Origin of the sequence: Glutamicibacter sp. NPDC087831, assembly GCF_044742845.1 — a bacterium.
Classification (GTDB): Bacteria; Actinomycetota; Actinomycetes; order Actinomycetales; family Micrococcaceae; genus Glutamicibacter.
In genome coordinates this window covers 1223292-1250186 of sequence record NZ_JBIUVH010000001.1, presented here as the reverse complement: position 1 = coordinate 1250186, position 26895 = coordinate 1223292, and the positions used below count along the sequence as shown (strand labels likewise).

The 26895-nt window shown below is 64.4% G+C and carries 22 protein-coding genes and 1 pseudogene; 13 read left to right on the top strand and 10 right to left on the bottom strand.

Features of this window, described 5'->3' with window-relative positions:
- Positions 1-217: 217 nt before the first annotated feature.
- Entirely contained in the window at positions 218-1453 is a 1236-nt protein-coding gene (locus tag ACIOJF_RS06105; protein WP_105657693.1) for an MFS transporter, read from the bottom strand.
- A 176-nt stretch (positions 1454-1629) separates the two neighbouring features.
- Here ACIOJF_RS06105 and ftsY point away from each other — a divergent pair, with 176 nt between their 5' ends.
- Positions 1630-2811 carry a signal recognition particle-docking protein FtsY gene (ftsY, locus tag ACIOJF_RS06100; RefSeq protein WP_105657694.1) on the top strand — a complete coding sequence of 394 codons (1182 nt, stop codon included), beginning with the start codon at positions 1630-1632 and terminating at the stop codon, positions 2809-2811.
- A gap of 440 nt (positions 2812-3251) precedes the next feature.
- Entirely contained in the window at positions 3252-5384 is a 2133-nt protein-coding gene (locus tag ACIOJF_RS06095) for an acyltransferase family protein (protein ID WP_402741343.1), read from the top strand.
- 64 nt (positions 5385-5448) lie between these two features.
- Here the strand turns inward: ACIOJF_RS06095 and ACIOJF_RS06090 are convergent, their stop codons facing one another.
- Positions 5449-6123, bottom strand: coding sequence for a DNA-3-methyladenine glycosylase (locus ACIOJF_RS06090; protein ID WP_402741342.1), 675 nt, complete (start codon positions 6121-6123; stop codon positions 5449-5451).
- 378 nt (positions 6124-6501) lie between these two features.
- On the opposite strand from ACIOJF_RS06090, the gene ACIOJF_RS06085 reads away from it, so the two are divergent.
- From ACIOJF_RS06085 to ACIOJF_RS06065, 5 genes are all read left to right on the top strand, one after another.
- The gene (locus ACIOJF_RS06085) at positions 6502-6816 is read left to right on the top strand and encodes a hypothetical protein (RefSeq protein WP_105657697.1); all 315 of its coding nucleotides are present in this window, start codon (positions 6502-6504) and stop codon (positions 6814-6816) included.
- A 220-nt stretch (positions 6817-7036) separates the two neighbouring features.
- Positions 7037-8257, top strand: a complete 1221-nt coding sequence (locus ACIOJF_RS06080; RefSeq protein WP_105657853.1) for an ammonium transporter — start codon at positions 7037-7039, stop codon at positions 8255-8257.
- A 234-nt stretch (positions 8258-8491) separates the two neighbouring features.
- Complete coding sequence (locus tag ACIOJF_RS06075) at positions 8492-10594, top strand: catalase (RefSeq protein WP_402741341.1); 2103 nt, start codon at positions 8492-8494, stop codon at positions 10592-10594.
- A gap of 132 nt (positions 10595-10726) precedes the next feature.
- Entirely contained in the window at positions 10727-11857 is a 1131-nt protein-coding gene (locus tag ACIOJF_RS06070) for a YihY/virulence factor BrkB family protein (RefSeq protein WP_402741340.1), read from the top strand.
- A gap of 102 nt (positions 11858-11959) precedes the next feature.
- Positions 11960-12436 (top strand): pyridoxamine 5'-phosphate oxidase family protein, encoded by a 477-nt coding sequence (locus ACIOJF_RS06065; RefSeq protein WP_133833468.1) that lies wholly within the window; start codon positions 11960-11962, stop codon positions 12434-12436.
- Positions 12437-12564: 128 nt separating this feature from the next.
- Here ACIOJF_RS06065 and ACIOJF_RS06060 read toward each other — a convergent pair whose 3' ends face one another.
- Complete coding sequence (locus ACIOJF_RS06060) at positions 12565-12756, bottom strand: CsbD family protein (protein WP_105657701.1); 192 nt, start codon at positions 12754-12756, stop codon at positions 12565-12567.
- A 260-nt stretch (positions 12757-13016) separates the two neighbouring features.
- Between ACIOJF_RS06060 and ACIOJF_RS06055 the strand changes: the two genes are divergently transcribed.
- Genes ACIOJF_RS06055 through ACIOJF_RS06045 form a run of 3 tightly spaced genes read left to right on the top strand, consistent with a single transcriptional unit; the run spans position 13017 to position 16169 of the window.
- On the top strand, positions 13017-14078 hold the full coding sequence (locus ACIOJF_RS06055) for an acyl-CoA dehydrogenase family protein (RefSeq protein WP_133833467.1): 1062 nt from the start codon (positions 13017-13019) through the stop codon (positions 14076-14078).
- On the top strand, positions 14072-15442 hold the full coding sequence (locus ACIOJF_RS06050) for a PIG-L family deacetylase (protein WP_402741339.1): 1371 nt from the start codon (positions 14072-14074) through the stop codon (positions 15440-15442). The genes ACIOJF_RS06055 and ACIOJF_RS06050 overlap by 7 nt, the downstream gene beginning before the upstream one ends.
- A complete protein-coding gene (locus ACIOJF_RS06045) occupies positions 15435-16169 on the top strand; it encodes a glycosyltransferase (RefSeq protein WP_402741338.1) in 735 nt (244 codons plus the stop codon). Before ACIOJF_RS06050 ends, ACIOJF_RS06045 begins: the two co-directional genes overlap by 8 nt.
- 105 nt (positions 16170-16274) lie before the next feature.
- On the opposite strand, the gene ACIOJF_RS06040 is transcribed toward ACIOJF_RS06045, so the two are convergent.
- The 7 genes and pseudogenes from ACIOJF_RS06040 to ACIOJF_RS06010 all read right to left on the bottom strand — a co-directional run bounded on the left by ACIOJF_RS06040 (position 16275) and on the right by ACIOJF_RS06010 (position 21430).
- On the bottom strand, positions 16275-16601 hold the full coding sequence (locus ACIOJF_RS06040; RefSeq protein ID WP_286134535.1) for a hypothetical protein: 327 nt from the start codon (positions 16599-16601) through the stop codon (positions 16275-16277).
- Positions 16602-16999: 398 nt separating this feature from the next.
- Entirely contained in the window at positions 17000-18427 is a 1428-nt protein-coding gene (locus ACIOJF_RS06035; RefSeq protein ID WP_402741337.1) for a phytoene desaturase family protein, read from the bottom strand.
- Positions 18424-18954 (bottom strand): hypothetical protein, encoded by a 531-nt coding sequence (locus ACIOJF_RS06030; RefSeq protein WP_105657707.1) that lies wholly within the window; start codon positions 18952-18954, stop codon positions 18424-18426. Before ACIOJF_RS06030 ends, ACIOJF_RS06035 begins: the two co-directional genes overlap by 4 nt.
- A 120-nt stretch (positions 18955-19074) precedes the next feature.
- Positions 19075-19615, bottom strand: a pseudogene (locus tag ACIOJF_RS06025) (flavodoxin family protein).
- A gap of 118 nt (positions 19616-19733) precedes the next feature.
- The gene (locus tag ACIOJF_RS06020; RefSeq protein WP_105657708.1) at positions 19734-20369 is read right to left on the bottom strand and encodes a cyclodeaminase/cyclohydrolase family protein; all 636 of its coding nucleotides are present in this window, start codon (positions 20367-20369) and stop codon (positions 19734-19736) included.
- The gene (locus tag ACIOJF_RS06015; protein WP_105657709.1) at positions 20359-20562 is read right to left on the bottom strand and encodes a DUF6480 family protein; all 204 of its coding nucleotides are present in this window, start codon (positions 20560-20562) and stop codon (positions 20359-20361) included. Before ACIOJF_RS06015 ends, ACIOJF_RS06020 begins: the two co-directional genes overlap by 11 nt.
- 142 nt (positions 20563-20704) lie before the next feature.
- Entirely contained in the window at positions 20705-21430 is a 726-nt protein-coding gene (locus ACIOJF_RS06010; protein ID WP_286134214.1) for an alpha/beta hydrolase, read from the bottom strand.
- 841 nt (positions 21431-22271) lie between these two features.
- On the opposite strand from ACIOJF_RS06010, the gene ACIOJF_RS06005 reads away from it, so the two are divergent.
- The 3 genes from ACIOJF_RS06005 to ACIOJF_RS05995 all read left to right on the top strand — a co-directional run bounded on the left by ACIOJF_RS06005 (position 22272) and on the right by ACIOJF_RS05995 (position 26872).
- Positions 22272-23903, top strand: a complete 1632-nt coding sequence (locus ACIOJF_RS06005) for a peptidoglycan DD-metalloendopeptidase family protein (RefSeq protein ID WP_402741374.1) — start codon at positions 22272-22274, stop codon at positions 23901-23903.
- A gap of 193 nt (positions 23904-24096) precedes the next feature.
- Positions 24097-25662: a signal recognition particle protein gene (ffh, locus tag ACIOJF_RS06000; protein ID WP_105657711.1), complete on the top strand. Its 1566-nt coding sequence runs from the start codon at positions 24097-24099 to the stop codon at positions 25660-25662.
- Entirely contained in the window at positions 25649-26872 is a 1224-nt protein-coding gene (locus ACIOJF_RS05995; protein ID WP_146112279.1) for a hypothetical protein, read from the top strand. Before ffh ends, ACIOJF_RS05995 begins: the two co-directional genes overlap by 14 nt.
- Positions 26873-26895 lie beyond the last annotated feature (23 nt).

Sequence of the window (26895 nt, the reverse complement as noted above, 5' to 3'; positions counted from 1 at the left end):
GACCAGCAGAAAGCGGGATGGAAAGTGCGGCTATAACCGCAATTGATAGAGCTTTGGATCGTCGCGTCCGGATAGCCGGCATGGATTCCCCTGAATAATCGAGTGCAAGTGAAATGGCGAAAGCCTTTGCTAGTATATCTACCCGATGTTTCCCGGCAAGATTCCGGGAATTAATATCGCCGCCGATGCCAAGGGAAATCTAAAACTGCGGAATTGCTTAATCGGCCAATTCCACCGGTTTTATGGTCTTTGGAACCAACAGCCAGGCAATCACTCCGACCAGGCCCACGACAGCCGAAATGTTGAAGGCCAATTGGAAGCTGATCATGTCGGCCATGGCCCCGGCCAGCAGCGGGCCGATGATGGAGCCTAGATCGGTGCACATCTGGAATCCGGCCAGTGCCTTGCCGCCGTTGCGGCCGGAACCAATCACGTCAGCCACGGACGCTTGCTGTGCTGGGCCCAGCAGCCCGCCGCCAATGCCTGCCAGGACCGAGAAGACGATGAAGCCAGCCAGGGAGGTCGAATACCCCATCGCGCCAATGGACACGAGCAGGACACTCATGCCAATGACCACGGGGATCTTGCGTCCAATGCTGTCTGTCAGGCGACCGGAGAACACCAGTGCGCAACCATTGCCGATGGCAAACACCGTCATGGAGATTCCGGCGGCCGTGGCACCCATGGTTTGGCCGAACACGGCCAAGGCGAAAAGCGGGATCATGCTGTTGCGCACGCCGAACGCCAGCCAGCCGTAGCTGAACCCGGAGAACAATGCCGCCCGGTAGGCGGGGGAGACCAGCGCCTCGCGGGTGGTCACCACTTCAATATCGGAATGCCTTGATCGCGGGTTTGCCGCATCTGCATCCAGATCGCGGCGACGGCCCAAGGCCATGTAGACCACGCCTGCGGCAATCACCAGGGCGGTACCGTAAATCAAGAACGGAATACGCATGCCCAGCGGGGCAAGCAAGGTTCCAAGAACCGGGCCGAAGACGTTGCCCAAGAGGAATGAGCCGGCGTACAAGCCTGAGATGCGTCCACGGGATTTCTCCGGAGCCAGGCGCGCAATTAATGCCATCGCTGAAATGGTGAACATGGTCGAACCGAACCCGCCCAGTCCACGAGCAATCAATAGCTGCGTATAGTCCTGGACCACCGCGCAAAGCAAAGTCGATACCGCTACCAGCAGAACGCCAGTGACGTAGATCTTGGGCTCGCCGAGCTTGCCTACCAGAACGCCTGCTACCGGTGCGAAAATCAAACGGGTAAAGGCGAAAATGCTGACAATAATCGTGGCGGCCGCATTGCCGACATCAAAGCTCACTGCATACTGGGGCAAGATGGGGGCGATGAGCCCGAAACCCAATGCGATGATGAATGCCGCAACCAGCAATACGCTGATCTCTTGGGGGATGGGCGCCTTGGCAGCACGGGTGGTTTTCAATGCCATATCAATTGAACAGATGGTTCTGCCGCTCAGCGAGCAGTAACCCTCAGCCTTTCTGGAACGACGAGCGGGGCTAAGCAACCCACCTGCCAGTCTAGCCTTGAATGCAAAATGTGCTGATGCTGGTGCTGCCTGCCATATGATCCCTAAATCGTTGGAGATATGAGACGATTTAGAGCGTGTCTGATTCGCTTATATTAACCATCATCATTGTCGCGGTTGTTGCCGTGGTGGCCATTGGCGTCATTGCCTTCGTCACCAAGGGCCGCAAGCCCAAGACTCCGTATACGTCAGAGCGCGATGCAGACGACTTGCCAGCTGGCCAGAGCGCTGAGGGCGATACTGATGCCGCAGCGGACACCGCCGGTGCAAGCGATGCGCCTGTCGCGGTCCAAGAGCCTGCCGCACCTGCTGCGCCACAGCTCGATGTTCCAGAACCAGTGCAGGGCCGTCTGGCCCGGCTGCGTGCGCGACTGACCAAATCCAACAGCATGTTCTCCAAGGGCCTGCTGGCCCTGCTCAGCCAAGACTCGATTGACGAGGATGTCTGGGAAGAGATTGAAGAAAATCTGCTGATGGCAGACCTGGGTACCGAGCCTGCGCTTGAGCTTGTTGACGCACTGCGTGAACGAGTGAAGATTGAAGGCAGCAAGGACCCGGCTCGCGTCAAGGCAATGCTTCGCGAGGAACTGCTCAAGCTGGTGGATCCTAGCCTGGACCGCAGCTACCTGCCTGAACCGCATCCGGACCGCCCAAGCATCATCATGGTGGTCGGGGTCAACGGTGTTGGCAAGACCACCACCATCGGCAAGCTGGCGCGAGTACTCGTTGCGGAAGACAAGGACGTCCTGCTGGGCGCCGCCGATACCTTCCGTGCCGCCGCCGCCGAGCAGCTGGCTACCTGGGGCGACCGCGTGGGCGTGCCTACCGTGCGTTCCGAGATCGACGGCGCCGACCCGGCCTCCGTTGCCTTTGAAGCCGTTTCCGCGGGCATCGAGCAGGAAGTCGACATTGTCATGATCGACACCGCCGGCCGCCTGCAGAACAAGGTCGGCCTGATGGACGAGCTGGGCAAGATCAAGCGTGTGGTCGAGAAGAAGGCCACCATTGACGAAGTCCTGCTGGTGCTCGATGCGACTACCGGGCAGAACGGCCTGCAGCAGGCCAAGGTCTTCTCCGAGGTTGTCAACGTTTCGGGTATCGTGCTGACCAAGCTCGATGGCACGGCCAAGGGCGGCATCGTCGTGGCTATCCAGCGTCAGCTCGGTGTTCCGGTAAAGCTCGTGGGATTGGGCGAGGGCCCGGATGATCTCGCGCCATTCAATCCGGAAGACTTCGTGGACGCACTGCTCGAAGGCTAATCGATAATTCCATATTTTCTTGATCTCCCCGTCGTCTCCTGCGGCGGGGAGATCTTGTTTAAGCGGGCGCTGCGCATCTGCAATTCCTGCACAGAGCGGTTTTGTTCCTGTTGGGCCATGGGGCGCACACAGGGGTTGGAATCAAGGAAATCTTGCAGTGAGGTCAGTCACACCACTCGATCCCGGGTCCGAAACTCTCCTTGGGGCCTCCACGGAAAAGATCTAGTCAGTGAGTGAATGGAACTTTTCCGGCGCCTTCTGGCCGCAGGTCACCCAAGGAAGCAGTGACCAGCGCTACAGAAAACGTCCAGATTACTTGGGTAAAGATGTTTTCTGGGGAAGTGTGTCCCTTCAATCTGTACGCACTGCATGAGGGATACTCCGGTTGATTCTGGATGCCCCCGTGCGGCCAGACCAGCCGGTAAAGGATCCATCCAGAAGTGTCGTCGAACCAAGACCTGCCCATACCAGTCAAGCAGGACCCTCAGCCCAGAGCCTTCCGCATGGACATCCAGGGCCTGCGCGCCATCGCCGTAGGTGTTGTTGTGCTGTACCACTTCTGGGGGCACTATCTGCCCGGCGGCTTCGTCGGAGTCGACGTGTTCTTCGTGATCTCGGGATTCCTGATCACTTCGCATCTGCTCGCCAAGCCGCCGAAGAATATTGGCGATGTCGTCAATTTCTGGATGAGGCGAGTCAAGCGGCTGATCCCTGCCTCCTTCTTGGTGATCCTGGCCAGCGTATTGGGCATCTGGTTCTTCGCACCGTCCACGGTGTGGCAGGACTGGGGGCTGCAAGCGATGGCCGCGACGTTCTACTTCCAGAACTGGTACCTGGCACTGACCAAGGTCGATTACCTTGCCGAAGGCGAAGCTCCAAGCCCCTTCCAGCATTTCTGGTCCCTGTCTGCAGAAGAGCAGTTCTATTTCGTATGGCCAATTCTGATCGGCGTGCTGATCTTCGCCGCAATCAAGTCCGGAATCAAGCCGGCAACCGCCGCGTTGGCCGGAATCAGCGCCGTCTTCTTGATTTCCTTCGGATACTCGCTATACGCAACCGCGACTGAACCGGGCAGCGCGTACTTCTCGACCTTTACCCGAGTCTGGGAATTCTCGGCAGGCGCCCTGGTGGCGGCTTTGGGAGCGCGTGCGTATGCGGCCAAGAAGGATGCGATGAGCTTGATCGGGTCGTGGGGCGGAGTCCTTGCCATCGCATTCAGCGCGGTGGCCTTTACCGGGCAGATGCCGTTCCCCGGATACATCGCAGCGATTCCCGTATTCGGCACCGCACTGATCCTGCTCTGCCATTCCACGCATAAGTACTCGCCGAACATGTTCTTGAGCAGCAAGCCGTTCCAGTTCTTCGGTGACAATTCCTATGCCATCTACCTCTGGCATTGGCCGCTATTGATCCTGATGCCGTTCATGGTGGATGACTTCAAATGGCCCCAGAAGATCATTGCCCTGGCCTTGACGCTGGTTTTGGCTGTTTTGACGCAGAAGTTTGTCGAGGTTCGATTCCGTAAGTTCATTGACGCCTCGGTACTGCTCACGGCGCCACGCTTCCTTGCCACGGGCAGCCTCGTCTTGGCTTTGGTTGCCGGAGCTTTCTACCTCAACACCGAACGCATTATCAATGACGCCCAAGACGTCGACAAGGCCTTGGCCCAGGTCGAAAAGGAGCTGGGCGAAGACTGCTTCGGTGCCGCGTCGCTCAGTGAATCATGCGGTGAAGCAGTGAATATCGAGACGGCCTACCAGCCGGTGGCTCCCGCCCCGGTAGTTGCGAAGACCGACAAGCCGGTTGTCTACAAGGACGATTGCTTCGCCAGCCAGGACGCCGACTACAAGGACCGCCCGGTATGCAACTACGGTGATGGCAAGATCAAGGTAGCACTGGTTGGAAACTCGCATGCAGGCCAGTGGATTCCTGCCTTGGAACCTATGGCGAAGAAGAATGGCTGGAGTATTGATACCTATTTGGCCAGCCGATGCGCCGTCATGGGCGAACCCCAGGTCTTTGACTCCAAGGCACGGGAAAAGGGCTGCGCTGATTATGGCAGCTGGGTGACCAAGCAGATCGAAAAGGAAGACTATGATCTGGTGATCAGCTCCAACCGCCAGTCCCTTCCGGTTTCCGGATACGAAATGGAAAACACCGCTGAGCCTGCCCAGAAGGCCTACGAAAAGATTCTCCAGGACTGGGCCGGCACCGGCGCCGCTGTAGCGGTCATCCGGGATACGTCCTTCCCGGGGGAGACCGTGGAGAATGTGCCTGACTGCGTGGCCTCCAGCGATGGCGAATTCAGCGAATGCAGTGGCGAGGCGAAGCAATGGATTCCGATGGATCCGCAAGCCGACGCGGTGAAGGCCCTGGATAAGCCGAATATTATCGACGTCGACATGAATGACCAGCTGTGCGAGGACGGACGCTGCTTTGCGGTAGTCGGTGGCATCGTGGCCTATTGGGACCACTCGCACCTGACCGAAACCTTTGCCGAGTCCCTGTCCCAGACCCTGGAATCCCGGCTGAAGAAGGAACTGGATTCGAAGGAACTGTTCCCGGCAGCATAGGGCTTTGCGGCACCTTGCTCGATAGGCTCTGGCTTCAACGCATTAATTGCGTTGCAGCCAGAGCCTATTTCTGATTCCTGATGCCCGTGACTGCCCCAGGAGCATCGCGGCCCGGGCGAAAAGCGGAAACGCTTGGCTCATCGGGCAGCCAGAATCGCCAGGGGAACTGCGGACCGCCGGCTATCCCCGCGACGCCAACAAGGGGTCCGGTGCGCAAAGCCTCCGGGGGACCAGAGGCAGCATGGAGGGTAAAGGGTGCAGCGAACAGATCCAGCCCGTCATGTTCCAATCTCGTGAGTCCCAATGCGGTGGCCAAGTTCCCCGGTCCACGGGCCAGCTGGATTTCCGGGATGGGATTGCGGGCGTAGCGGATGGGCCGCTTCTCCAGTCTTCGTGCGTGGGCCAGGTCGGCGCCGGAAATAATTTCGCCAGAACGTATCAGCACCCCGGACGCAGCTCCTGGCGGTGAGCAAACGAAATTCAGGGCGTAATGCATTCCATAGGTGAAGTACACGTACGCGTGCCCGGGTTCCAGGAACATGGACGCGTTGCGATCGGTTTTCCTGTCCTTCGAGTGGCTGCCCGGATCATAGGGCCCTGCGGTTCCCAGGCCCATGTACGCTTCGGTTTCGGTGATGCGCACGCTGACCGGTCCATCACTGGAATCCACGGTGAGTACTGCCCCGAGCAACCGGGGCGCAACGTCCAAGGCATCGGGCAAGAAGAAAGATCGGTCCATGCTTCCAGTGTGCCTGCTCCAGCTAAATTGTCCCCGGCCCCTGTAAGGATCATGGGTACTTGAAACTTGGGGGTTCAAGCAACTCGCACTCGTGAAATGGGGAATGAGCATGAAAAGGTTCTTAGCAACTGCAACCGCACTGGCCGGAATTCTATCGATGGCTGCCTGCGGGGTATCGGCAGAAGAGTTTGAGGCTGCGCAAACCTCGAGCGCAGCCATAGCTGCTGAAAAGGAAGCACTGCAAGCCCAGCTGGCAGAAGCAGAAGTGCAATTGGCCCTGGCCCCAAGGAAGAAGCAGCAGAGCTTCGCGCAGCCGCGGCTGAGAAAGCCACGGCCAACAAGGCCAAGAAGGTCACCAAGCGTGCTCTGGCGCACATCATGAAGCAACCGGACTCGCACATTGATCAGAATGTGATTCTCTACGGGCTGGTCACCCAGTTCGACTCCGCGACCGGTCCATGCACCTTCCATACCGAGCTGAGCCACGCGCAGGTGGGCAAATACGACTACGAGCACAATCCGATGTTCACTGCCGGTGACGGCCTGGCGGACTGCGAGGCGCCGGATGGCGTCGTGGCCGAGGGCATCGTCCAAATCACCGCCACGGTGACCGGATCCCTGAGCTACGACACGAGAATCGGCGGATCCCCTACGGTGCCGAAGTCCCGAGTCGTGAAGATCAAGCGGCTATAGCCGCTGCCGGCGTCCGCCCCGGGCTGTTCTTTTGACCGTCGGCCAGCAGCACCGTGAACTGTTCGAAACGGCGGCGAAACATTGCCGAGAAGCAAACGTTACCCCCGGCAGGAACTTGATACACAGCGGAAACGAAGCAGCGAGTGTTCGGAAACATCGGGCGCGTTAGATAGTCATAACACCACCGATACACCGAATACCTTGAGGGGAAGTGATCCAGATGGAGTTGGATGTAGCCAGCTTATGGATCCTGATAGCTGCCGCACTCGTATTGCTGATGACACCGGCACTGGGACTTTTCTACGGCGGCATGACTCGCGCCACCGGCGTGGTGAACATGATGCTGATGAGTTTCTCCGCCGCGGCGATCACCGCCGTTGTCTGGGTGCTCTGGGGCTACTCGTTCTCCGCCGGGGAACCAGCCATCGCCGGAATCGTCGGCAATCCAATCAGCGACTTTGCCATGCACAATACCGAGCAGTCCGAGCTGCTCGCCGCCGGATTCGCCGGTACCTTCGCCATGATCTCGGTAGCCATCATCTCCGGAGCCATCGCCGACCGTGCCCGCTTTGCGCCATGGCTGTTCTTCGTCCCGCTGTGGGTCACCCTGGTGTACGCACCGGTGGCCTTCTGGGTCTGGGGTGGAGGCTTGCTCTCCGCAGACGGATTCCTGGGCAGCATCTTCGGCGAAGCCATTGACTTCGCCGGCGGCGCAGTGGTCCACACCAACGCAGGTATCGCAGCCCTGGTCCTGGCCCTGAAGTTGGGCCAGCGCCACAACTTCCACGATCGTCCGCAGCCGCACAACACCCCGCTGGTCATGCTCGGTGCCGGCCTGCTGTGGTTCGGCTGGTTCGGTTTCAACGCCGGTGCGGCGACCACCGTCGAGCAGGCTGGACTCATCTGGGTCAACACCCTGGCAGCTCCGGGTGCGGCCGTCCTTGGCTGGATCCTGGTTGAGAAGCTTCGCGGTTCCCGCCCCAGCTCGCTGGGTGTCGCCTCCGGCCTGGTGGCCGGCCTGGTCGCCATCACCCCTTCCTGCGCAGATGTGGCCCCGTGGGCCGCGATGCTGCTGGGCGTACTGGCTGGCGCCGGTGCAGCCTGGGCAGTGAACTTGAAATGGAAGCTGGGCTACGACGACTCGCTGGATGTTGTCGGCGTGCACCTGGTCGCCGGCTTGATCGGAACCCTGTTCCTGGGCTTCTTCGCCCTGCCAACCGAGGAGAGCGCTGGCGGACTGTTCTACGGCGGAGGCGTCGCCCAGCTGATCGCCCAGGCAGCCACCCTGATTGTGGTCATGGTCTTCTCCGCGGTGATGACCTGGGTCATCGCCACGGTCATTGGAAAGTTCAGCCCATGGCGTGTCGCGGCAGATATCGAAATTGCCGGCATCGACGAGGCGGAGCACAACGAAAATGGATACCAGCTGGTTTCCAAGTAAGGAGCGGAATCTGGAAAATAACGCAGCACAAGCACGAGGGGCAGGGCGTTTCTGAAACGTCCTACCAGGACCGCCGGTGGGCCATGCAGCCACCGGCGGTCCTGGCGTGTTCACGCCCGGGGGCGGGCACATGTGTAAATCATGGGAATCGCCTAGTTCGCTGGCATCAGCGGTGCACCGGCCCCTAGCGTGGCATTCACCAGCCGATTATTCCCAAGCAGCTAGGAGAGTGCCATGGCCAGCGAACCACAACAGCAAGCAAGCCCGGGAGGGGAACCGGTCTTGTCCGGCCCCGGCCAGGACAGCGAATTCCTGACCACCAACCAGGGAGCTCCCGTCAGCGATACCGACCACTCGCTGAAAGCCGGAGAGCGCGGGCCCACCTTGCTGCAGGATCACCACCTGCGCGAGAAGATCATGCATTTCGACCATGAGCGGATTCCGGAGCGCGTGGTCCACGCCCGCGGGGCTGGCGCCCACGGCTCCTTCATCAGCTACGGCAACGCCTCCGAGCTGTGCCGGGCCGATTTCCTCAAGCCGGGAAAGCAGACCCGGGTCTTCGTGCGGTTCTCCACCGTGGTCGGTTCCCGCGGCTCGATGGACACGGCCCGCGATACCCGCGGCTTTGCCACGAAGTTCTATACCGAAGAGGGCATTTTCGACCTGGTGGGCAACAACATCCCGGTGTTCTTTATCCAGGATGGCATCAAGTTCCCGGATCTGGTCCATGCCGCGAAGCCGCACCCGGATACCGAGATCCCGCAGGCGCAATCGGCCCACGATACCTTCTGGGATTTCGTCTCCCTGCATACCCCTGCCCAAGCCCACGTGATGTGGCAGATGAGCGACCGCGCGATACCCCGCTCGCTGCGCATGATGGAAGGCTTCGGCGTGCACACCTTCCGCATGGTCAACGAGGCGGGCAAAGCGTCACTGGTGAAGTTCCATTGGAAGCCCAAGCTCGGCGTGCACTCGCTGGCCTGGGAAGAGTCCCAGCTGGCCGCCGGCGCGGATCCGGACTTCCACCGCCGCGATCTGGCCGAAGCCATTGACGCAGGCGCCTACCCCGAATGGGAACTGGGCGTGCAGATCTTCCCCGACGACGGCTCGGGGGTCTTCGAAGGCATCGACCTGCTGGATCCGACGAAATTCGTGCCAGAAGAACTGGCCCCGGTCCAGCCGCTGGGCAAGATGGTGCTGGACCGCAACCCGGAGAACTACTTCGCGCAGACCGAGCAGGTCGCCTTCCACCCCGGGCATCTGGTGCCGGGCATCGATATCAGCGACGACCCGCTGCTGCAGGCGCGGCTCTTCTCCTACCTGGACACCCAGCTGACCCGCTTGGGCGGACCGAACTTCGCGCAGATCCCTATCAACTCGCCGGACTCTCCGGTCAACGACATGTTCCGCGACGGCTTCCACCAGCACCGGGTGCCCAAGGGCATCGCGCCGTACAAGCCGAACTCGCTGGATGGCGGCTGCCCGTACATGTCGCAGGTTCTCTCTGGCCAGCAGCCTCCGCTGGACTTCCCGCAGCCTGTGGCCTCCGGGAAGAAGGTGCGTTCCGAGCCGGCCAGCTTCTCGGACCACTACAGCCAGGCGCGCCTGTTCTACATCAGCCTCTCGGCCGTGGAGCGCGCCCACGTGCAGCAGGCCTACTCCTTTGAACTGGGCAAGTGCACCGATACCGCGATCCGCCAGCGGCAGGTGGAATGCCTGGCGAAGATCGATACCCAGCTGGCCGCCGGGGTCGCCCAGGCACTGGGCCTTCCGGCACCGGCCGCAGTGCAGCTGGATGACCCGGTGGCCAGCCCCGCGCTGTCCCAGATCGGAAAAGCCTGGCCAGTGGACGGGCGCAAGGTCGGGGTGGTGTTCAACAGCGGAAACCACCAGCACGTGCCGGCAATAGCCCAGGCGCTGGCCGAACGGGGCATGTCCCCGCTGCTCGTTTCGGCCTCCGGCGGCGAGGTGGCCCCGGACCTGCCCATTGACCGCACCTACCTGACGGCGCGCTCCATCGAATTCGATGCGCTGGTGCTCATCGGCCCGTTGCCGCCGGCCCCGGACGCCGCGGTTGCGCTGGATGCCAAGGCCGGCGCCTTGGGGGCAGGCGGGGTTCCCATCGACCCGCGCGTGGCGTTGCTGGTCGCGGAGGCCTACCGGCACAACAAGGCCATCATCACCCTGGACGGGCTCTCCGATGGCCTGCTGCAAGCGGTGGGCCTGGAAGATGACGCGCCGGGCATCGCGCTGGTCGAGCTTTCGGCGGTGGCCGAAAGCGCCGAACAGCTGCTGTCCACCCACCGCGCGTGGGAGCGTTTCCCGGTCGCCGAGTAGCAGCGTGGCCCAGCTGGCCTAGCGGGCGGCGCGGCAGGTGCATGATTCGATTTGCCTGACGCGCCGGCCTGGCCCAGCAGCAGGGCCGGCGGCAATCAACTGGCACAGATAGCTGATGAAGAGAGGTGCAAGATGCCTTCAGGAACCGATAGCCATGCCGGGAACGGGAACGCGGCCGAAACCGCTGCCAAGGCCCGGCACGCTCCTGGACCCGATGCCGAATCCAAACCCGGTTCCCCGCCGGATATGCACTCCAGGTCATGGAAATACGCGGGCAAGCGCTCCATCAGGGAATTCTCCCGGAAGAAATGCACGGATATGGCGGCCTCGCTGACCTATTTCGCGATGCTCTCCATCTTCCCGGCCCTGCTGGCGGTAGTCTCCCTGCTCGGAGTTGCCGGCCAGGCGGAGAACATGACCCGCAACATCCTCTCGCTGATCGAGGAACTGGCCAGCAAGGAAGTGGTCGAAACCCTGCGCCAGCCCATCGAGCAGCTGGCATCGGCCCCGTCGGCAGGCCTGGCGCTGATTGCCGGTCTGCTCGGTGCGCTATGGAGCGCCTCGGGGTATGTCGGGGCGTTTGGACGGGCAATGAACCAGATCTACGAGGTGGCCGAAGGCCGGCCGTTCTACAAGCTACGCCCGCTGATGCTGCTGCTGACACTGGTGCTTCTTGTGGCCGTGTCCGTGCTGGGGATGCTGCTGATCGTCTCCGGTCCGCTGGCCCAGGCGCTGGGCAACGCCATGGGGCTGGGCGAGGGCGCGGTGGCGATATGGAATATCGCCAAATGGCCGGTGATCGTGCTGTGCGCGATTGTGCTGGTGGCCGTGCTCTACTACGGGGCTCCCAATGTGAAGCAACCGAAGTTCCGCTGGATCAGCCTCGGCTCGGCCATCGCGCTGCTCGTGCTGGCGGTAGCGACCGTAGGCTTCTTCTTCTACGTTTCGAACTTCGGCAACTACAACAAGACCTACGGCGCCATCGGCGGGGTCATCGTGCTGCTGCTGTGGCTGTGGATCGCTAACCTGTCGCTGCTGTTCGGCGCGGTCTTCGACGCGGAAGCCGAGCGCGGGCGCCAGCTGCAGGCGGGGATTGCGGCCGAACGCTCGGTCCAGCTTCCGCCGCGGGATACCAAGGCCAGCATGAAGCAGGAGGAAAAAGAAGAGCAGGACATCAGCGACGGACGGCAGCTGCGTTTCGCCAGCGAGCTGGACGCCGAAGAGCAAGCGGATGCGGAATCCAGGCGGAACCCGGAAAGCTGAGCAGGAGCCGAAGCTGGCAATCGCCTGGGCGCCCCTTGGCGCGGGCCAGCACCTCGGTAGCGTGTGAAACGACCAGATCATTCCAAGACAAAGGAGCTCTTCATGGCCAACGACGAGGCAAGCAAAGTCATCAGCATCATCCAGGACCTGCGGATCGCCATGGTCTCAACCCTCAGCGCTGGACGGCTGGCCAGCCGCCCCCTGACGCTGATTGAAGCCACCGACGAAGGAGAACTCTGGTTCTTCTCTACCGCCGACGCCGGGATTGTCCAGGAAATCCGGGCCCAGGGACTGGTCAATGCCGCGTTCAGCGGATCCAAGGCGTGGGTGTCGGTCAGCGGCCACGCCGAGGTGGTGCTCGATGTCGCCAAGAAGAAGGAACTGTGGAACGCCGCGGTGGAGACCTTCGCCAGCGAAGGCCCGGAATCTGCGCAGACTGTGCTGCTGCGCGTCGATGCCGACTCCGCTGAATACTGGGAGAACCCCGGTGGGGCAGCGAGCCTGGTGGCCGGCTGGGTGAAGCAGAAGCTCACCGGCAAACCTGCCGAGCCCGGGGACTCGAATAGCGTCGAACTCTAGGACGCCGAAAACCGCCAACGGCCGCTGCTCCAAATTCCTGGAGCAGCGGCCGTATTCCTGTGCACATTGCCTGGCGCAGAGCTATGCCCCATGGATTCGTATCCATGGGGCATAGCTGGTGGTGCGGTTTAGGACAGGTCGTCCTTGACATCCTTGGCGGCGTCCTTGACGTGTTCTCCTGCTTGCTTTGCCTTGGCGGCGGCCTGGTCCTTCACGCCTTCGGCTTGCAGGCGCTCATTATCAGTGGCATCGCCGTAGGCCTCCTTGGCCTTGCCAGATGCTTCCTGGGCCTTGTTCTGGATCTTGTCTCCAATTCCCATGATTCTTACCTCCTGTGTGGATCTGGTTACTGACAACTTGAACTATAGGGCAGATTGCAAATTGGGGTTCCGAAGCTGAAAGTTTGCTTGCGGCCAACTTTGCAGATCATCACAGTGCCGCCGTCGCGGCGGCCAATCCCATAAACTGCCTCGCTGCGTTGCGCTGTTCTTTGCGGTTATCAGGAGTCATTCAGCTGGGCCGGGCACGAATGGGCCGTGACCTAGACTGGCCAAAAGTTCCGCGCAGAGAAGGAGAATCGATGGACCAGCGGCCGGTGTCGTTTAGTGCAGCCGAACCAGGATCCCGCCCCCGCAACAGCGAGTTATGGTGGGGCGCCGAAGTCGCGGTGCGTGCGGCCGCCGTGCGCTGCGAGGGCAACCCGGAAGCGATGCTGCGTACGCTGGAAAGTTCGGGGGAGGAACCTCCGGTGCCAGCGGCCGGACAGACCCAGCGCCTGTGGGAGCTGCTGGCCTCCGTGGCCGCCACCGACCTGGTCGCGGCCAGGACGCTGGAACCGCATTTGGATGCCGCGGGAATCCTGAACCAGGCGGGCATGTCGTGGCCGGCCGGCACTGCATGGGGCGTTTTCGCCGCGCAGCCGCCCAACGCCACCCTGGAAGCGGTTCGCCAGTCCGGCGGGGGATGGGAGCTGAACGGCACCAAGCCCTGGTGCTCGTTGGCCGCGCAGCTGACGCATGCCCTGGTCACCGCCCCCACGCCCGATGGTGGCCGGCTGTTCATGGTTTCCTTGCGGCATCCGGGCGTTGAACCGGCATCGGATGCCTGGGTCAGCCGCGGCATGGCGCAGCTGCCCAGCGGCAGCGTGAACTTCACCGGCGTGCCGGCACAACCGGTGCAGGACGCCGGCTGGTACCTGTCCCGTCCCGGGTTCGCTGTCGGGGGCGTTGGCGTGGCCGCCTGCTGGTTCGGGGCAGCGGTGGGAATCTACCGCCATCTGCTGCGCAGCGCCCAAGCGCGCACCCCGGATCAGCTGGCCCTTGCTTGGCTCGGCGAAGCAGACCGCTTGCTGGCCAGCTGCGCCGCGCTGCTGGAACAGGCCGCCGGGCTGGCCGATGCCGGAGCGCTGGATGCCATTTCGGCCCATCGGGTCCGCGGCCAGGTGGCCGGGGCCTGCGAGCGGGTGTTGCAGCTCAGCGGCCAGTCCACCGGTCCGGGCCCGCTGACCGCCGATGAGGAGCATGCGCGGCGTGCAGCTGACCTGGGCATATATCTGCGCCAGCACCACGCGGCCCGCGACGACGCGGCGCTGGGCCAGTTGATTGCGGACCGCGCCGGAACGGAAAGTGGCAGCGCATGGTGAACTTCACGCATCAGGACCAGGGAACATCTGCAAGCTGCTGGCAGCAGGCTGGGCTTGAGCGGATCGCCGCACTGGATCCGGAGAAGCTCTTCCACGCAATCGCATCGGTGGTTGTCCTGGCCGCCCACCCGGATGACGAGACGCTGGGAGCCGGAGGGCTGATCCGCATGGCCCTTGGCCGGGGGATCGATGTCCACGTGATCGTCTGCAGCTTCGGGGAAGCCTCGCATCCGGACTCCACCACACACTCCCCGGCCCAGTTGGCCGCGCTGCGCCAGGCCGAGCTGGCCGAGGCCATGGACACGCTGCGCGCACAAGGACCGCGCAGCGGAACGCTGCATCTGCACTGCTTGGGCCTGGGCGACGGGAAACTCGAAGCGCAGCAGGAGCCGATCCGCGCAGCCCTTGAGCAGCACGCCGGCGAGCGCTGCCTGATCGCCAGCACCTACCGCAGCGACGGGCACCCGGACCACGAAATCCTGGGCCTGCTCGCCGCGGACTGCGCCCTGGCGCACAATGCCTGCCATCTGGAATTCCCCATTTGGTTCTGGCACTGGGCGCAACCGGACCGGCAGCCCAGCTTCAGGCATTGGCGCCGGCTGGCCCTGGATGCATCCAGCGCGGATGCCAAGGCCCGCGCCCTGGAGGCCCACCGTTCCCAAACCAGGCCGCTGTCCGCCCTGCCAGGAGACGAAGTCCTCCTTAGCGAAGGCTTCCTGCAGCATTTTTCCCGCGGCGCCGAGATCTTCCGCGCCACCTGGCCTGGCCACAAGGACGCCGCGTCGGCTCCGGTGGTCTTCGACGAGCTCTACGGGCAACGCGAAGATCCGTGGGAATACCGCAGCAGCCGCTACGAGCAGCGCAAGCAGCAGATCCTGCTCGCCTCCCTGCCCCGGGAACAGTATGCGGCGGTTTTGGAGCTGGGATGCTCCATCGGGGTGCAGAGCGCCGAACTGGGCCGCCGCAGCACCAGCCTGCTGGCGGTGGATGCCAGCGCTACAGCGCTAGTCCAGGCCCGGCGTGCCGTGGCCGGAATGGAGCATGTCAGCTTGCTGCAGGCCACGGTGCCCCAACAATTTCCGCAGCTGGAGCCGGGGAGCGTGCAGCTGGTAGTGCTCAGCGAGATCGGCTATTTCCTGGCCGCCGACGAATTGGCGCAGGTGCTCGCCGCCAGTGCTGCCGCACTGGAAGCCGGCGGAGAGCTGGTGCTCTGCCATTGGCTGCATCCCATTGAAGGCTGGCCGCTGGACGGGGAGGATGTGCACCGGATGGCGGGAGAACTGGGGTGGGAGCGCATCGTGGAGCATCGCGAGGCCGATTTCCTGCTTGAAATACTGCGCAAGCCCGCTGGTGCCCATGGGTAGGCAGCTGGCGGCCATGGCGGTCATCATCCCGGCCCATGACGAGGAAGAACGCCTGGGCCGCTGCCTGGATTCGGTGCGCGCGGCCATGGACCGGTTGGCGCGTGCCCGCCCGCAGCTGCAGGTCCGGGCCATCGTGGTTGCCGATAGCTGCACCGACGGCACGGTACAGGTTGCCCAGCGGCAGATTAGCGCAGATCAGCGGATCAGCTTGCTGCAGGCCAGCTTCGGTAATGTCGGAGCCAGCCGGGCTGCCGGGGCACGCCACGCCCTGGCCAGCTTCGGCGCGGACGCGGACCCGAGCGCCATCTGGCTGGCCAGCACCGACGCGGATACCTGCGTCGCCGAGCATTGGCTGGAGGGCTTTGCCACCCTGCACGCCGGCGGGGCCGATGCGGTGGCCGGAACCGTGGAACCGGACCGCGGCGAACTCGATGAGCATATCTTCGCCTTATGGGAGCAGGCCTACCAGCCGATCGAGGGGCATGGCCATATCCACGGCGCGAACTTCGGAGTGTGCGCTGCTGCCTACCTGGATGTTGGAGGCTTCGAGCCCTTGGCGGCCCGGGAGGATGTGGCCTTGGTCGAGGCGCTGCGCCGCGCCGGCTACCGGGTCCAGGCCACGGCCCGCCTGCAGGCGATCACCTCGGGGCGCTTGCGCGGGCGGTTGTGCGAGGGCTTCGCGGACTATCTTGCCGCGCTGGATCACCAGATGCTCCACGCCCGGTAGTGCCCAAGTAAGCGGTCCCGGTCCCTGGCATAGGAACAGCCCCCGGCGAATCTGCGCGGATGCGCGATTTCCCGGGGGCTGTGCCCGTTGCGGCGGTGCTTGCGGTTACACGCTGCTGCCGGACTCCTGCGTGGCGTACCTGTGTCCCAGCTTGCTGGCGTCGAAAGCCGGAACCGCGTGGGCGAGCGCAGTGTATTGCCAGTACTTCACACGGAATGCAGCCATTCCGCTGTGCTCGGCCTGGCCGAACAGATCCTTGATCTTGCTGCGCGGCGCGCTGGCCTGAACCACTTCCAAGACTGGAGACGGCTCGGAAATGTGCAAGAACTTCAGTTCCTCGGTCTGCGGTTCAACCATCGCGACCAGCACCGGCCGCTTGTGCACCGAGACCAGGCCCATCACATCATCGAGCGCTTCCAAAGGCTGTGTCATGACCACTGGCATTCCTTGGGTCCAGCCATAGCTGCTCAGATGCCTTCTTCCCTCGCGTGATCCCAGCAGCTCTGCTACGCGCAACGCGGTCTGGGACCTGACTAGCCTTCCTGGCATGTGAACTACCCTCCACTTCTAGACGATACTTCTCACTTCAACAATGCAGTTATCTGTCCCTCCGGACTGGGCAGCGTGGCCCTTGAAATGCGCTGTGGACCCTGCGGCCAGCGGTGGGGACTTGATAAAAAATTATCATTGGCCCACCAAGTTGTTGCGAACAGGCCGCGATTCTGAGGAAATTCCCAGACTTTATTCTTTACTAGTCAGTATCCCTATTCAGCTACCGTGGTTGCGCTGCTGAGCGCTGTACCCGCCAGTGCCATCCAGCGCGCCGCGGCTCAGTCCCGCCCAAGATCACGCAGCGCCCGGTGCGCCGCATGCCAGCCGGCCATGCCATGCACCCCGCCGCCCGGAGGGGTGGAGGAGGAGCACAGGTACAGTCCCGGCACGCCCAGCGAATAGGGATTCAGCGAGGGCGAGGGGCGGAAGAACTGCTGGGTGCCGGCCAGTGATCCGCCGCCGATATCCCCGCCGACCAGATTCGGATTCCAGGCCTGCAGCTGAGCCGGGCCGGTGACTACCCGCTGCACGATCCGGTCCTTGAAGTCCGGCGCGAACCGCTGGATCTGCGCATCGATGAGCGCCCCGGCATCCCCGTCATAGCCTTGGGGCACGTGGGCGTAAGACCAGATGACCTGGCGGCCGGCCGGGGCGCGCGAGGCATCGGCGCTCGAAGGCTGGACCACCATCACGAACGGGCGTTCGGGCATTGACCCGGCGGCGACCTGGCGCTCGGCCCGGGCCAGCTCGGCGGCATCGCCGATCACATGCACGGTGCCGGCCTGCGCGGTGCGCGCATCCTTCCAGGGGATCGGTCCATCGAGCAGGTAGTCCACCTTGTAGGCCGCGGTGCCATGGCGCCAGCGCTCGAACCGCCGGCGCAGGCGTGCCGGGAGCTGGTCGCCGGCGAGCTGCACCGCTTGGCGGGGCGTGGCATCCAGGAAGGTGAGGTCCGCATCGGGAAGCTGCGCGAGGTGGGTGATCTGGTGCCCGGTATGGATCTGCACCCCCAGCCCGTCGAGCACCCGCAGCAGCGCGTCGATGATGCTGCCGGTGCCCCCGTGCGCCACCGGCCAGCCCCAGGATTGGCCCAAGGCCCCGAAGAGCGCGCCGAATCCCGAGGTGAACGGGTGGGAGAGCGGCAGCATGGAATGCGCGCTGGATCCGGCGAAGAGCGCCGCGGCCTGCCGGGTCCGGAACGCGGCGGAAGCCAGCAGCTTCGCCGGCGGCAGCGCGCGCAGCCCGAAGCGTGCCATGAGCACGGGATGCGGCGGGATGCCCAGCAGCGGGCTGGTGGCGTTGTCCAGGATCTCCTGCGGATGGCGCACCAGCGGGCCATGCAGCAGCTGCCAGATCTTCCGGTCTGCGGGGAACTGCGCCATGGTGGCTTCGAGGTCCTGGTGCAGGAAGACCGACTCGGCGTCGTCCAGCGGGTGGGCCAGCGGATAGCCGTGGAAATCCCACTGCAAACCATGTCCGGCCAGATCGAAATGCGCGAAGGCGCGGCTGCCATAGGCGAAGGGGTGGGCGGCAGCTCCCAGGTCCACAATGGTGCCTTCGCCCAGCGTGCTGCCGGAGGCCGCGGCACCGCCGGGACGGGCGTTGCGCTCGAAGACCTGGACGTCGAATCCCTGCTCGGCCAGGACCGCCGCGGCGACCAGCCCGTTGGGCCCGGCGCCGACAATGTTCGCTTTCCTGCCGGTCATGGGCGGTGTTCCCCCTGCTCATCGTTCACTGGCGGGGCGAAGCGCTCGGGCCAGGTTTCGTCGCTGAGCGCCTTGAGCTGGCTGATCTGCGACTCGGCCCGGTGCGACAGGTCCTGCAGCAGCGTCTGGTCCAGGCGCGGATCATGGGGCAGCATCAGCAGCAGCGTCTGCCACATGCGCAGCTTGGCATTGAGCAGCCCGGTGAGCACATCGAGCTGCACCTGCGCGGCAGCCAGCTTGCGCATGCGCAGCGGATTGAACGGGTTGACGTGCCCGGCCAGCTTGGCCGCCGGAGCGAGCAGGCGGGCCATCGGCCGCTTGGTGCAGCCCAGCCGGTCCATGATCCGTTTCAGGTCATCCTGATCCGCTTGGACCTGCTGGTGCAGCGATTCGAAGCGCTGGGCATAGGCGGTGTCCGCCCAGGTGCCGTGGGCGGCCTTGAAGTGGTTCAGTCCCGATTCGGAACCCAGCAGGTGTTCGCTCAGGTACCGGTGCAAGGTCGTCTGGTCGATGGTGTTGTGCGGCATGGGCCCGTCCTTAGTTCTCGCCTGGGGTCGCAGTCTTCTGCTGGCTGAAACGCTAGGGCACCGGCCGCCGCTGGCCAATGGCCGGGCACTGATCCGCAGGCTGCACCCAGCATCCGGCGGCTATCGGGCGGGGAAAGGCCGGGCTTCGAGCAGCCGCGCCAGATGCGCCGCGTTGCGCGTGGCGATCTGCGTGGCGTTCGCCGTGACCTGCGGGGTCTGGTCCAGATCCTGGTAGTCGGTGGTGTGCATGGCCTGCCCCACCCAATAGGTGGAGCCCTGGGCCGGCAGGGTGAACCCGACATCGGCCAGGCCCTGGCCCAGATCCGCAATCACGTGGTGCGCGCCGTCCTCATTGCCCACCACGGCCACCACGCCCACCTTGCCGAAGAGGATCGGGCGGCCCTGCTCGTCGGTCTGGGACAACTCGGCATCCAGCCGCTCCAGCACTCGCTGGGCCAGACTCGAGGGGTGGCCCAGCCAGATCGGGGGTGGCCAGCACCAGGATGTCCGCGGCCAGCAGCTTCTGCCGGATCCCCGGCCACTGGTCGCCGCCTCCCATGTCCTTGAGCACTCCGGGCCTCACGTCGAAATCGGCAATGCGCAGGATCTCGGAGTGGACCTGGTGCCCCGTGAATTCCGCCGCCACCTGCCGGGCCAGCAGATCGCTGCTGGAGGCTTTGGGCTAAGGGGAAAGGGTGCAGACCAGGATCAGTGCATTGATCGGTGTCTGGGCCATGGCTATCATTCCTTGTCATCGAGGGTGCTCCCGGGCAGCCGGATCAGCGCTTGATGCGTGCATCAACGCGTGCGGCCAGCTGCGTGGCGGTCTGCATCGCCCGCTCCAGCGATGCTGCGGTATCCCATAATCCGGAGTGCTGCGCGTGCGCCGGGCCGAAGGGCAGCTGGGACAGGTCGTAGCGCAGGTTGCTGCTGGCGGCCTGCAGCACTGCGCGGACCATGCCCAGCGCTGCGGCGACATCGGCCACCAATTGCGGTTTCGCATGCTGGTCAAGCCAGCGCAGGTCATTCACTGCGGTCATGGCCAGCGCGCCGAGTGCGGCCGAGGATTTCGCGGCCTGCAAGCAGGCCTCGGCGAGCTGGCGGTCGCGCTGCTCCGAGGGCGGTTGCGCGGAGGCTTCCCCGAAATCCGCGGAGGCCTTGGCATCCCGGTCGGCCAGGCCCAGCGCGTCGATCCGCAGCTGCTTGGCCCGGGCCTGCAGGCCGGCGAGCTCTGCGTGGGCGGGTCCGGAGGCCGAGACGTAGCCGGCGGACATGGACATCAGCGCGGCGGCAGCACCGAGCATTAGTGCCGCCGCCGCTCCGCCGCCCGGGTTCCCGTCCGATTCGGCCAGTTCTTCAAGCCAGCGTCCTATGCGCGCCTCGCTGATCGGACGCTGCGGGCCGCTATTCGCCATGCCCCTGGTCTTGGCTCATCGAGCCTTCACCGGGAGGGGTTTCGCCCGGCGGCACCGAACCGCCCGGCTCCAGTCCGGTAATCAGTTGCTGCTCTGGGTCGGGGTTGGATGTGGCTGCGGCTTCGCGATTGGCCTCTTGGGCTTCATCCAACTGTGCGTCGGGCTGCGACGCGGAGGATTCCTGCGGGTCCATCGGCTGCTCCTATTCTGCATCTGGGCTGCGGGCTGGGGATCCAGCCCTTGTCCGCTCACGCTAGGCCAGGGCCCCGGCGGGCTCAACAGCACCGGGCGATTCACACGGAACGCACGGATTGCGGTGCGCTGCCTGCCGGAATTCAGCTGGCCGGCGGCAGTCCAGGCGCCAAGTGCTTGAGCACTGCGGCGTGCAGGCGCGCATCGCCCAGCAAGCGGAAATGCCCCAGTGTAGGCAGCTTGATGTTGGTGGCTCCGGCCAGGTCGCAGCCGCCGGGGATGTGCGGGTCGAAGCTGCTGTAGATGGAGATGATCCGGGAATTCACGCTCAGGTTGGCCGAGAGCTTGAGCAGACCCTGGTCGTTGGGCGACAGGGAACGCAGGGAGCGGACCGGCGCATAGCGTGCATAGCGCGAACCGGAGAAGGGGGTGCCAATGGCGATCATCCGATTGATCCGGTAGCCCTGCGGCGAGGCGGACATCAGGTACTTGCCGATCAGACCGCCCTTGCTGTGCGCCACCAGCACCGCATCGTCGAGCTGCGCCCGGCCCAGGTAGCTGGAGACCACCTGGGACATCTCCGGCACCGTGCCGCGGTTGAAGCCGAGCTGCGGGATCACGTGCACCGGGTGGCCGGCCTGGTGCAGCGCGTCGGCCAGCGGGAGCAGGAATTTCCAGGATTCCCAGATACCCGGAATCAGCACCACCGGTTCGGCTGCCGGATGGCTGCCGGAGCGCAGCCGGCCGGCCTCCGTACCTGGCAGCAGCGAACGCAGCTGCCAGGCACCGGCATAGAGATAATCCTGCAGCCAGGCGCGGGACAATACCGCCCACCGCGATAGCCTGCTGGACAGGGTGCTGGTCTCCACCGGTGCTCCTTTGCTGCGTGTTGCGCTGTGGGACCGGTTGCGCCGAGGCGCAGTCCCAAGAGCATTATCACCACATGAGTAGGGCTGAGTCCGGCAGCGACATTGCCCGGCCTGGGGAATTCCGGGCGTGGGGCCGCCGGCCGTCCCGCTGCCGCGACGAGCCGAAGCGCTCTTCATGGCCCGTGCCAGCCCACGAGCCAGGTGGGGGCTCTAAAAATTTCAGCCCGAATCGGGTTACCGCGGGTGCTGGCTGGGATGGCGAGGCATGGTGCTTTGGCGGATTCCAGGGTGCTTCGGGCCTCGCCCAGGTCCCGAAACCGCATCGAGCCGGTACTGGATTTCCACGCGCGTGGCGTGGCCGCGATGGCGCAGGGGGGAAAGAGGTGGTGCATGGAATCCTCACGCTGCTGAAGAGGCTTCAACTAGCCATGGATTAATCATCGTGCCGGGGCTATTCTGAGGTTCTGTTGAGTAGTTGCAGTTTTTGGGGGACTGGCAAGTTATGAAACGACAACATCATGGTTTAAGCAGTTCTGTGCCGCGCGGCGTTTTGGGGAATGGCCGGCGGCTTCCGTATGGGGCGCTGGCCATTGCCGCGGCTTTCGCTTTAAGCAGTGCATTGGCTTGGCCCGGGGCGGCCGGTGCAGTGCCAGCCAGAACCCAATCAAGCACACTGGCCTTTCCCGCCGCGCCAGCGCCGGCGCTCGGGAGCGAGGCTGTCACCGCACCGGATCTGGGCGGAACATCCGCTCTCCAAGTGCTCGGACTGAGTTCACTTGGCGGAAGAACTGGAAGGTCCGCGCCCGACCCGCTGGCCCACGTGGCCGCCAATCGGGCAGCGATGACAGCAAAGACAAGCCCTGGAGCGCTGGCACAGCCCGCGCCGCTAGCTGCCGACCAGGGCATTCGTCCGGCAATGCTGAGCCCTGGTTTGCTCTTGGAGCATCCAGTGGCCACCCGCCGGATTTCCAGCCCGTACGGTTGGAGGTTCAATCCGACCGGGTTCGGCCGCCAAATCCATATCGGCCAGGACTATCCAATTTCCTGCGGTTCGCCCGTGCGCGCCAGCGAGTCGGGCCGGGTGGTCGTCGCGGGCTGGGCCGGGCACTCGGGCCAGCGGGTCACCATCGACCACGGGCATGAGGTGCAGACCGGGTACAGCCACAATTCGCTCTTGCTCGTCAGAGTGGGCGAGCTTGTTATCCAAGGCCAGATCATCGCCCTGGCCGGGACCACCGGCAACTCCACGGGGTGCCATGTGCACTTCGAGGTCATCGTCAATGGCCAATGGCATAATCCGCGCAACTACCTTCCTTCAGGCGGAGGGCAGCGCCAGGCATTGTTCGCTTCGACGCAATTTGCAGTCGATGCCGGCAGCGCGATCCGCCATCAACCGGCAACAGGAAGAAGCGGGCAGTACACCGGGGCGGCCAGGCATCACGGATCGGCCCGAACTGAGCATCCAGCGCCGCCGAAGACCACGAGGCACTCCCACGCGGATCCGCTCCAGCCGCCAGCGGCGAGCAAGAAGAAACAAGCCGCGCCAGCCAAGCCGAAGGCCCAGCTGAAAAAGGAATCCGGCAAACTCCGCCCGACCCCGCGTCCGGCGCAACCGGCACCAGAGCCGAGCAAGAAACTCGAGCCGCCGCAAAAGTTGAATACCGGAAGCCCGAAGGCCACGCCATCTGCATCAGCGTCACCAGCACCCGTTTCGGCCAAGCCGAGCGCGCCGAGCGTAGCGCCGACGCCCAGCACTGCACCAGTTGCTGAGCCGAGCCCGTCGGCGGCGCCGACCGCCTCGCCAAGTCCTTCGGCATCACCTTCCAGCGTGTCGCCATCAGCTACGGATAGCGTTCCGGAGGCAACGGAATCGACCAACTCCACGCGAACCTCTGAACCAACCCAAGTGCCTGGACCCAGCGAGGAAACTGGCGTCGAGCCCCGGGAGGACCAGGGCCCAGGCGGTAAAGATGCTCCAGCCAGCGAGGAACCCACCGACCCCGCAGCTCGTGTCGAGCGCCAAATAGGTGCAGCCCAACCCAAAACCGTGGACTTGCAAGCACAAGAGCCGGAGAAGAAACCGCCAGTGGCCAAGGCCCTGCCACCGGCCAAGTCCACAACTGCGAAAAAGCCGGCCGCGAAGGAAGTACCGGCTGAAAAGTCCAAGCCCGAGGTCGCGGTGCCGGCTGCGAAAAAGCAAGCCAAGCCGCCAGCGAAGCCCAAGGCCCCGGCCAAGCCTAAAGTTGCAGCGCCCGTGAAGCAGGTCGCCAAGGCGCCGGTAGCAACTCTGCCCAAGTCCAAGCCGAAGCCCACGCCTGCTATTGCAGCGCCGGCAGTGCAAAAAGTTGCCCCGGCACCGGCCAAACCGAAGCCTCAGGCGACAGCGGCGGTGAAGCCCCAAGCGGGCGCCCCGGCCAAGCTCCCGCAGGCGCCGGCTGCAGCCGCACCACCTGCCAGCGAGGCCAAGCCGTAGTCCGTGGCTGCCCGGTCCCTGATGCTGCTCCCGTCCCTTTGGGCGGGAGCAGCGTGGCGCTGGGGAAGAGACAACGGGTGAAACGCTGCACAGCTGGTTAGTCCAGCGCCCGATTATTGATATTCTTGGGAGTTGAGTCCTGTGCGATTTTCCAATGCGCACCACAAGACCTATCGAAAGAAGTGCCCGGCACGTGTTTAATTCACTTTCCGATCGCCTGACAGCAACCTTCAAGAACCTGCGCGGCAAGGGCCGCCTGACTGAAGCGGATATCGACGGTACCGCACGCGAGATCCGCCGCGCCCTGCTTGACGCCGACGTTGCCGTACCGGTGGTCCGCGGCTTCGTGGCCCAGGTGAAGGAACGCGCTCTGGGTGCCGAGGTCTCCGAGTCGCTGAACCCGGGCCAGCAGGTCGTCAAGATCGTCAACGAGGAACTCGTTGGCATCCTGGGCGGGGAAACCCGCCGCCTGAACCTGGCCAAGAACCCGCCGACGGTGATCATGCTCGCCGGCCTGCAGGGTGCCGGCAAGACCACCCTGGCCGGCAAGCTGGCCAAGCACCTGAAGTCCGAGGGCCACACCCCGTTGCTGGTGGCCTGCGACCTCCAGCGCCCCAACGCCGTCAAGCAGCTGCAGATCAACGGCGAGCGTGCCGGCGTGCCTGTCTACGCGCCGCACCCGGGCGTCTCCTCGGAATTCGACACCGCCACCGGCGACCCGGTAGCGGTAGCCCGCGACGGCGTGGCCGAGGCCAAGGCCAAGCTGCACGACATCGTGATTGTCGATACCGCCGGCCGCCTGGGCGTGGACACCGAGATGATGGCCCAGGCCGCGAACATCCGCGCCGCCATCAACCCGGATGAAGTCCTCTTCGTCATCGACGCGATGATCGGCCAGGACGCGGTCAACACCGCCCAGGCCTTCCACGAGGGCGTCGACTTCACCGGTGTCGTGCTCTCCAAGCTCGATGGCGATGCCCGCGGCGGCGCCGCCCTGTCGGTCGCCTCGGTCACCGGCAAGCCGGTCATGTTCGCCTCCACCGGCGAGAACCTGGACGACTTCGAGATCTTCCACCCGGACCGCATGGCTTCGCGCATCCTGGACATGGGCGATGTGATGACGCTCATCGAGCAGGCCGAGAAGAACTGGGACAAGACCGAAGCCGAGCGCATGGCGAAGAAATTCGCCGACCAGGAAGACTTCACCCTGGACGACTTCCTGGCCCAGATGGCCCAGATCAAGAAGATGGGCTCGATGAAGAAGCTGCTGGGCATGATGCCCGGCGCACAGATCTCCCGCCAGCAGCTCGAGCAGTTCGACGAACGCCAGATCGACCGCGTTGAGGCCATCGTCCGTTCGATGACCCAGCACGAGCGCGTGGCTCCGAAGATCATCAACGGCTCCCGCCGCGCGCGTATCGCCAAGGGTTCGGGTGTTTCGGTCTCCGAGGTGAACCAGATGCTGGAGCGTTTCGCCGAAGCGCAGAAGATGATGAAGAAGATGGCTGCCGGCGGCGGCATCCCGGGCATGCCGGGGGCCGGCAAGGGCGCTGCCCGCAAGGCGAAGGCCAAGGGCAAGGGCAAGAAGCAGCAGAAGTTCGGCAACCCGGCCAAGGCCGCGCAGGCCGAGCTGGAGGCCAAGAACAAGAAGGCCGCCGCCCCGAGCGGTGCCGCCTTTGGGCAGGGCGCCAACCAGGACTTCGATTCTTCGAGCCTGAACCTGCCGGCGGGCTTCGAAAAGTACCTTGGCAACAAGTAGCAACCAGTCCTTGCAGGGCGGCGACCAGGAGCACACGCTGGTCGCCGCCCTGACTCTTTTCTTCGAAGAACCCCAGGCGCAGCAGGCCGAAGCCAAGGTCCGCGAGCTGCTGGCCGCCCGCGAAGTGATCTCGCTGGTCTCCGTGCCGGTGCCCTGGAACGGGCTGGCGATGATCGAGGCCAGCCTTGCGGTGAACCACGAGGGGCTCTTGCTGCTCGCTGGCGCCGCGGGCGCCATCAGGCTGGGCCAGCAGGTCGAGGACTTCGCGCTGGCGCTGAAGCTGGGCACCGGTGCGCTGTACATCGACCAGGACGACGCCGAGGTGCAAACCGGGGAGCCCATCGAGGATCCGCGGCTCGATGCCATGCCGCCGGGGCGGACCGTGGCCATCGGCGCGCTGAACGAGCCGGACATGGGGGTGTGGGCCGCGGCGAGCAAAACCAGCTGGCAGCTCCTGCCGCCGGAATCCGCCGGCGCGGCCGTGGCCGTGCACGAAGGCTTCCTGGTGGGCGGCGTGCTGGCTGCCAGCCAGCATCCGGCGATCATGCTCAGCCGCACCGGCGCGCGCTTCACCGCGAGCTTCTGGTTCGACAAGCAGCCTGCCAAGCTCGGCGGGCACCCGGCCTGGGTGCACATCTGGCCGGTCGCGGCCAGCCCCGCCTTCTGGCCTCAGGCCTCAACACCCGCCCGGCGCGAACTGGACTGGCTGCTCGCCAACCAGGACAGCGTGGATGGCCAGGAACTCGACGAGCTGGCCGGGCTTGTGGTCGATGCCGAGAACATCGAGCGGCTCAAGCTGGCGCTGGTGGGCACCGGCAGCCTGCAGTCGGCCCAGCGGGTGCTGGAGACCTTCGGGCATCCACCGGTCCTGGCCCGCTATCTGGACGACGCCGATCTTCCCGGGGGCGCGCGATGGATCGAACCGGTGTCAATGGCCAGGGCAGTGGGCCGTGCACTGATCACCGAATCCCGCACCTCTGGTGCCCGGCCGCGATGGTACAACACGTTGTCGTGGAAACCCGCCGCGCAGCTGGCGCTGGGGCTCATCGAGGCCCTGGTATTCTCGCTGGTGCTTGCGGCCACCCATTGGCAGCAGCCCTGGGCGCCGCCCTGGGTAATCGTGCTGCTGCTGGTGCTCGGCTATGTTGATGCCACCGGGAACACCGTCCTCGGCGCGGTCCGCTGGTTCCGCGCCCGGCGCCGGCGCTAGCGCCAGGCAACCACCCGGGCGCT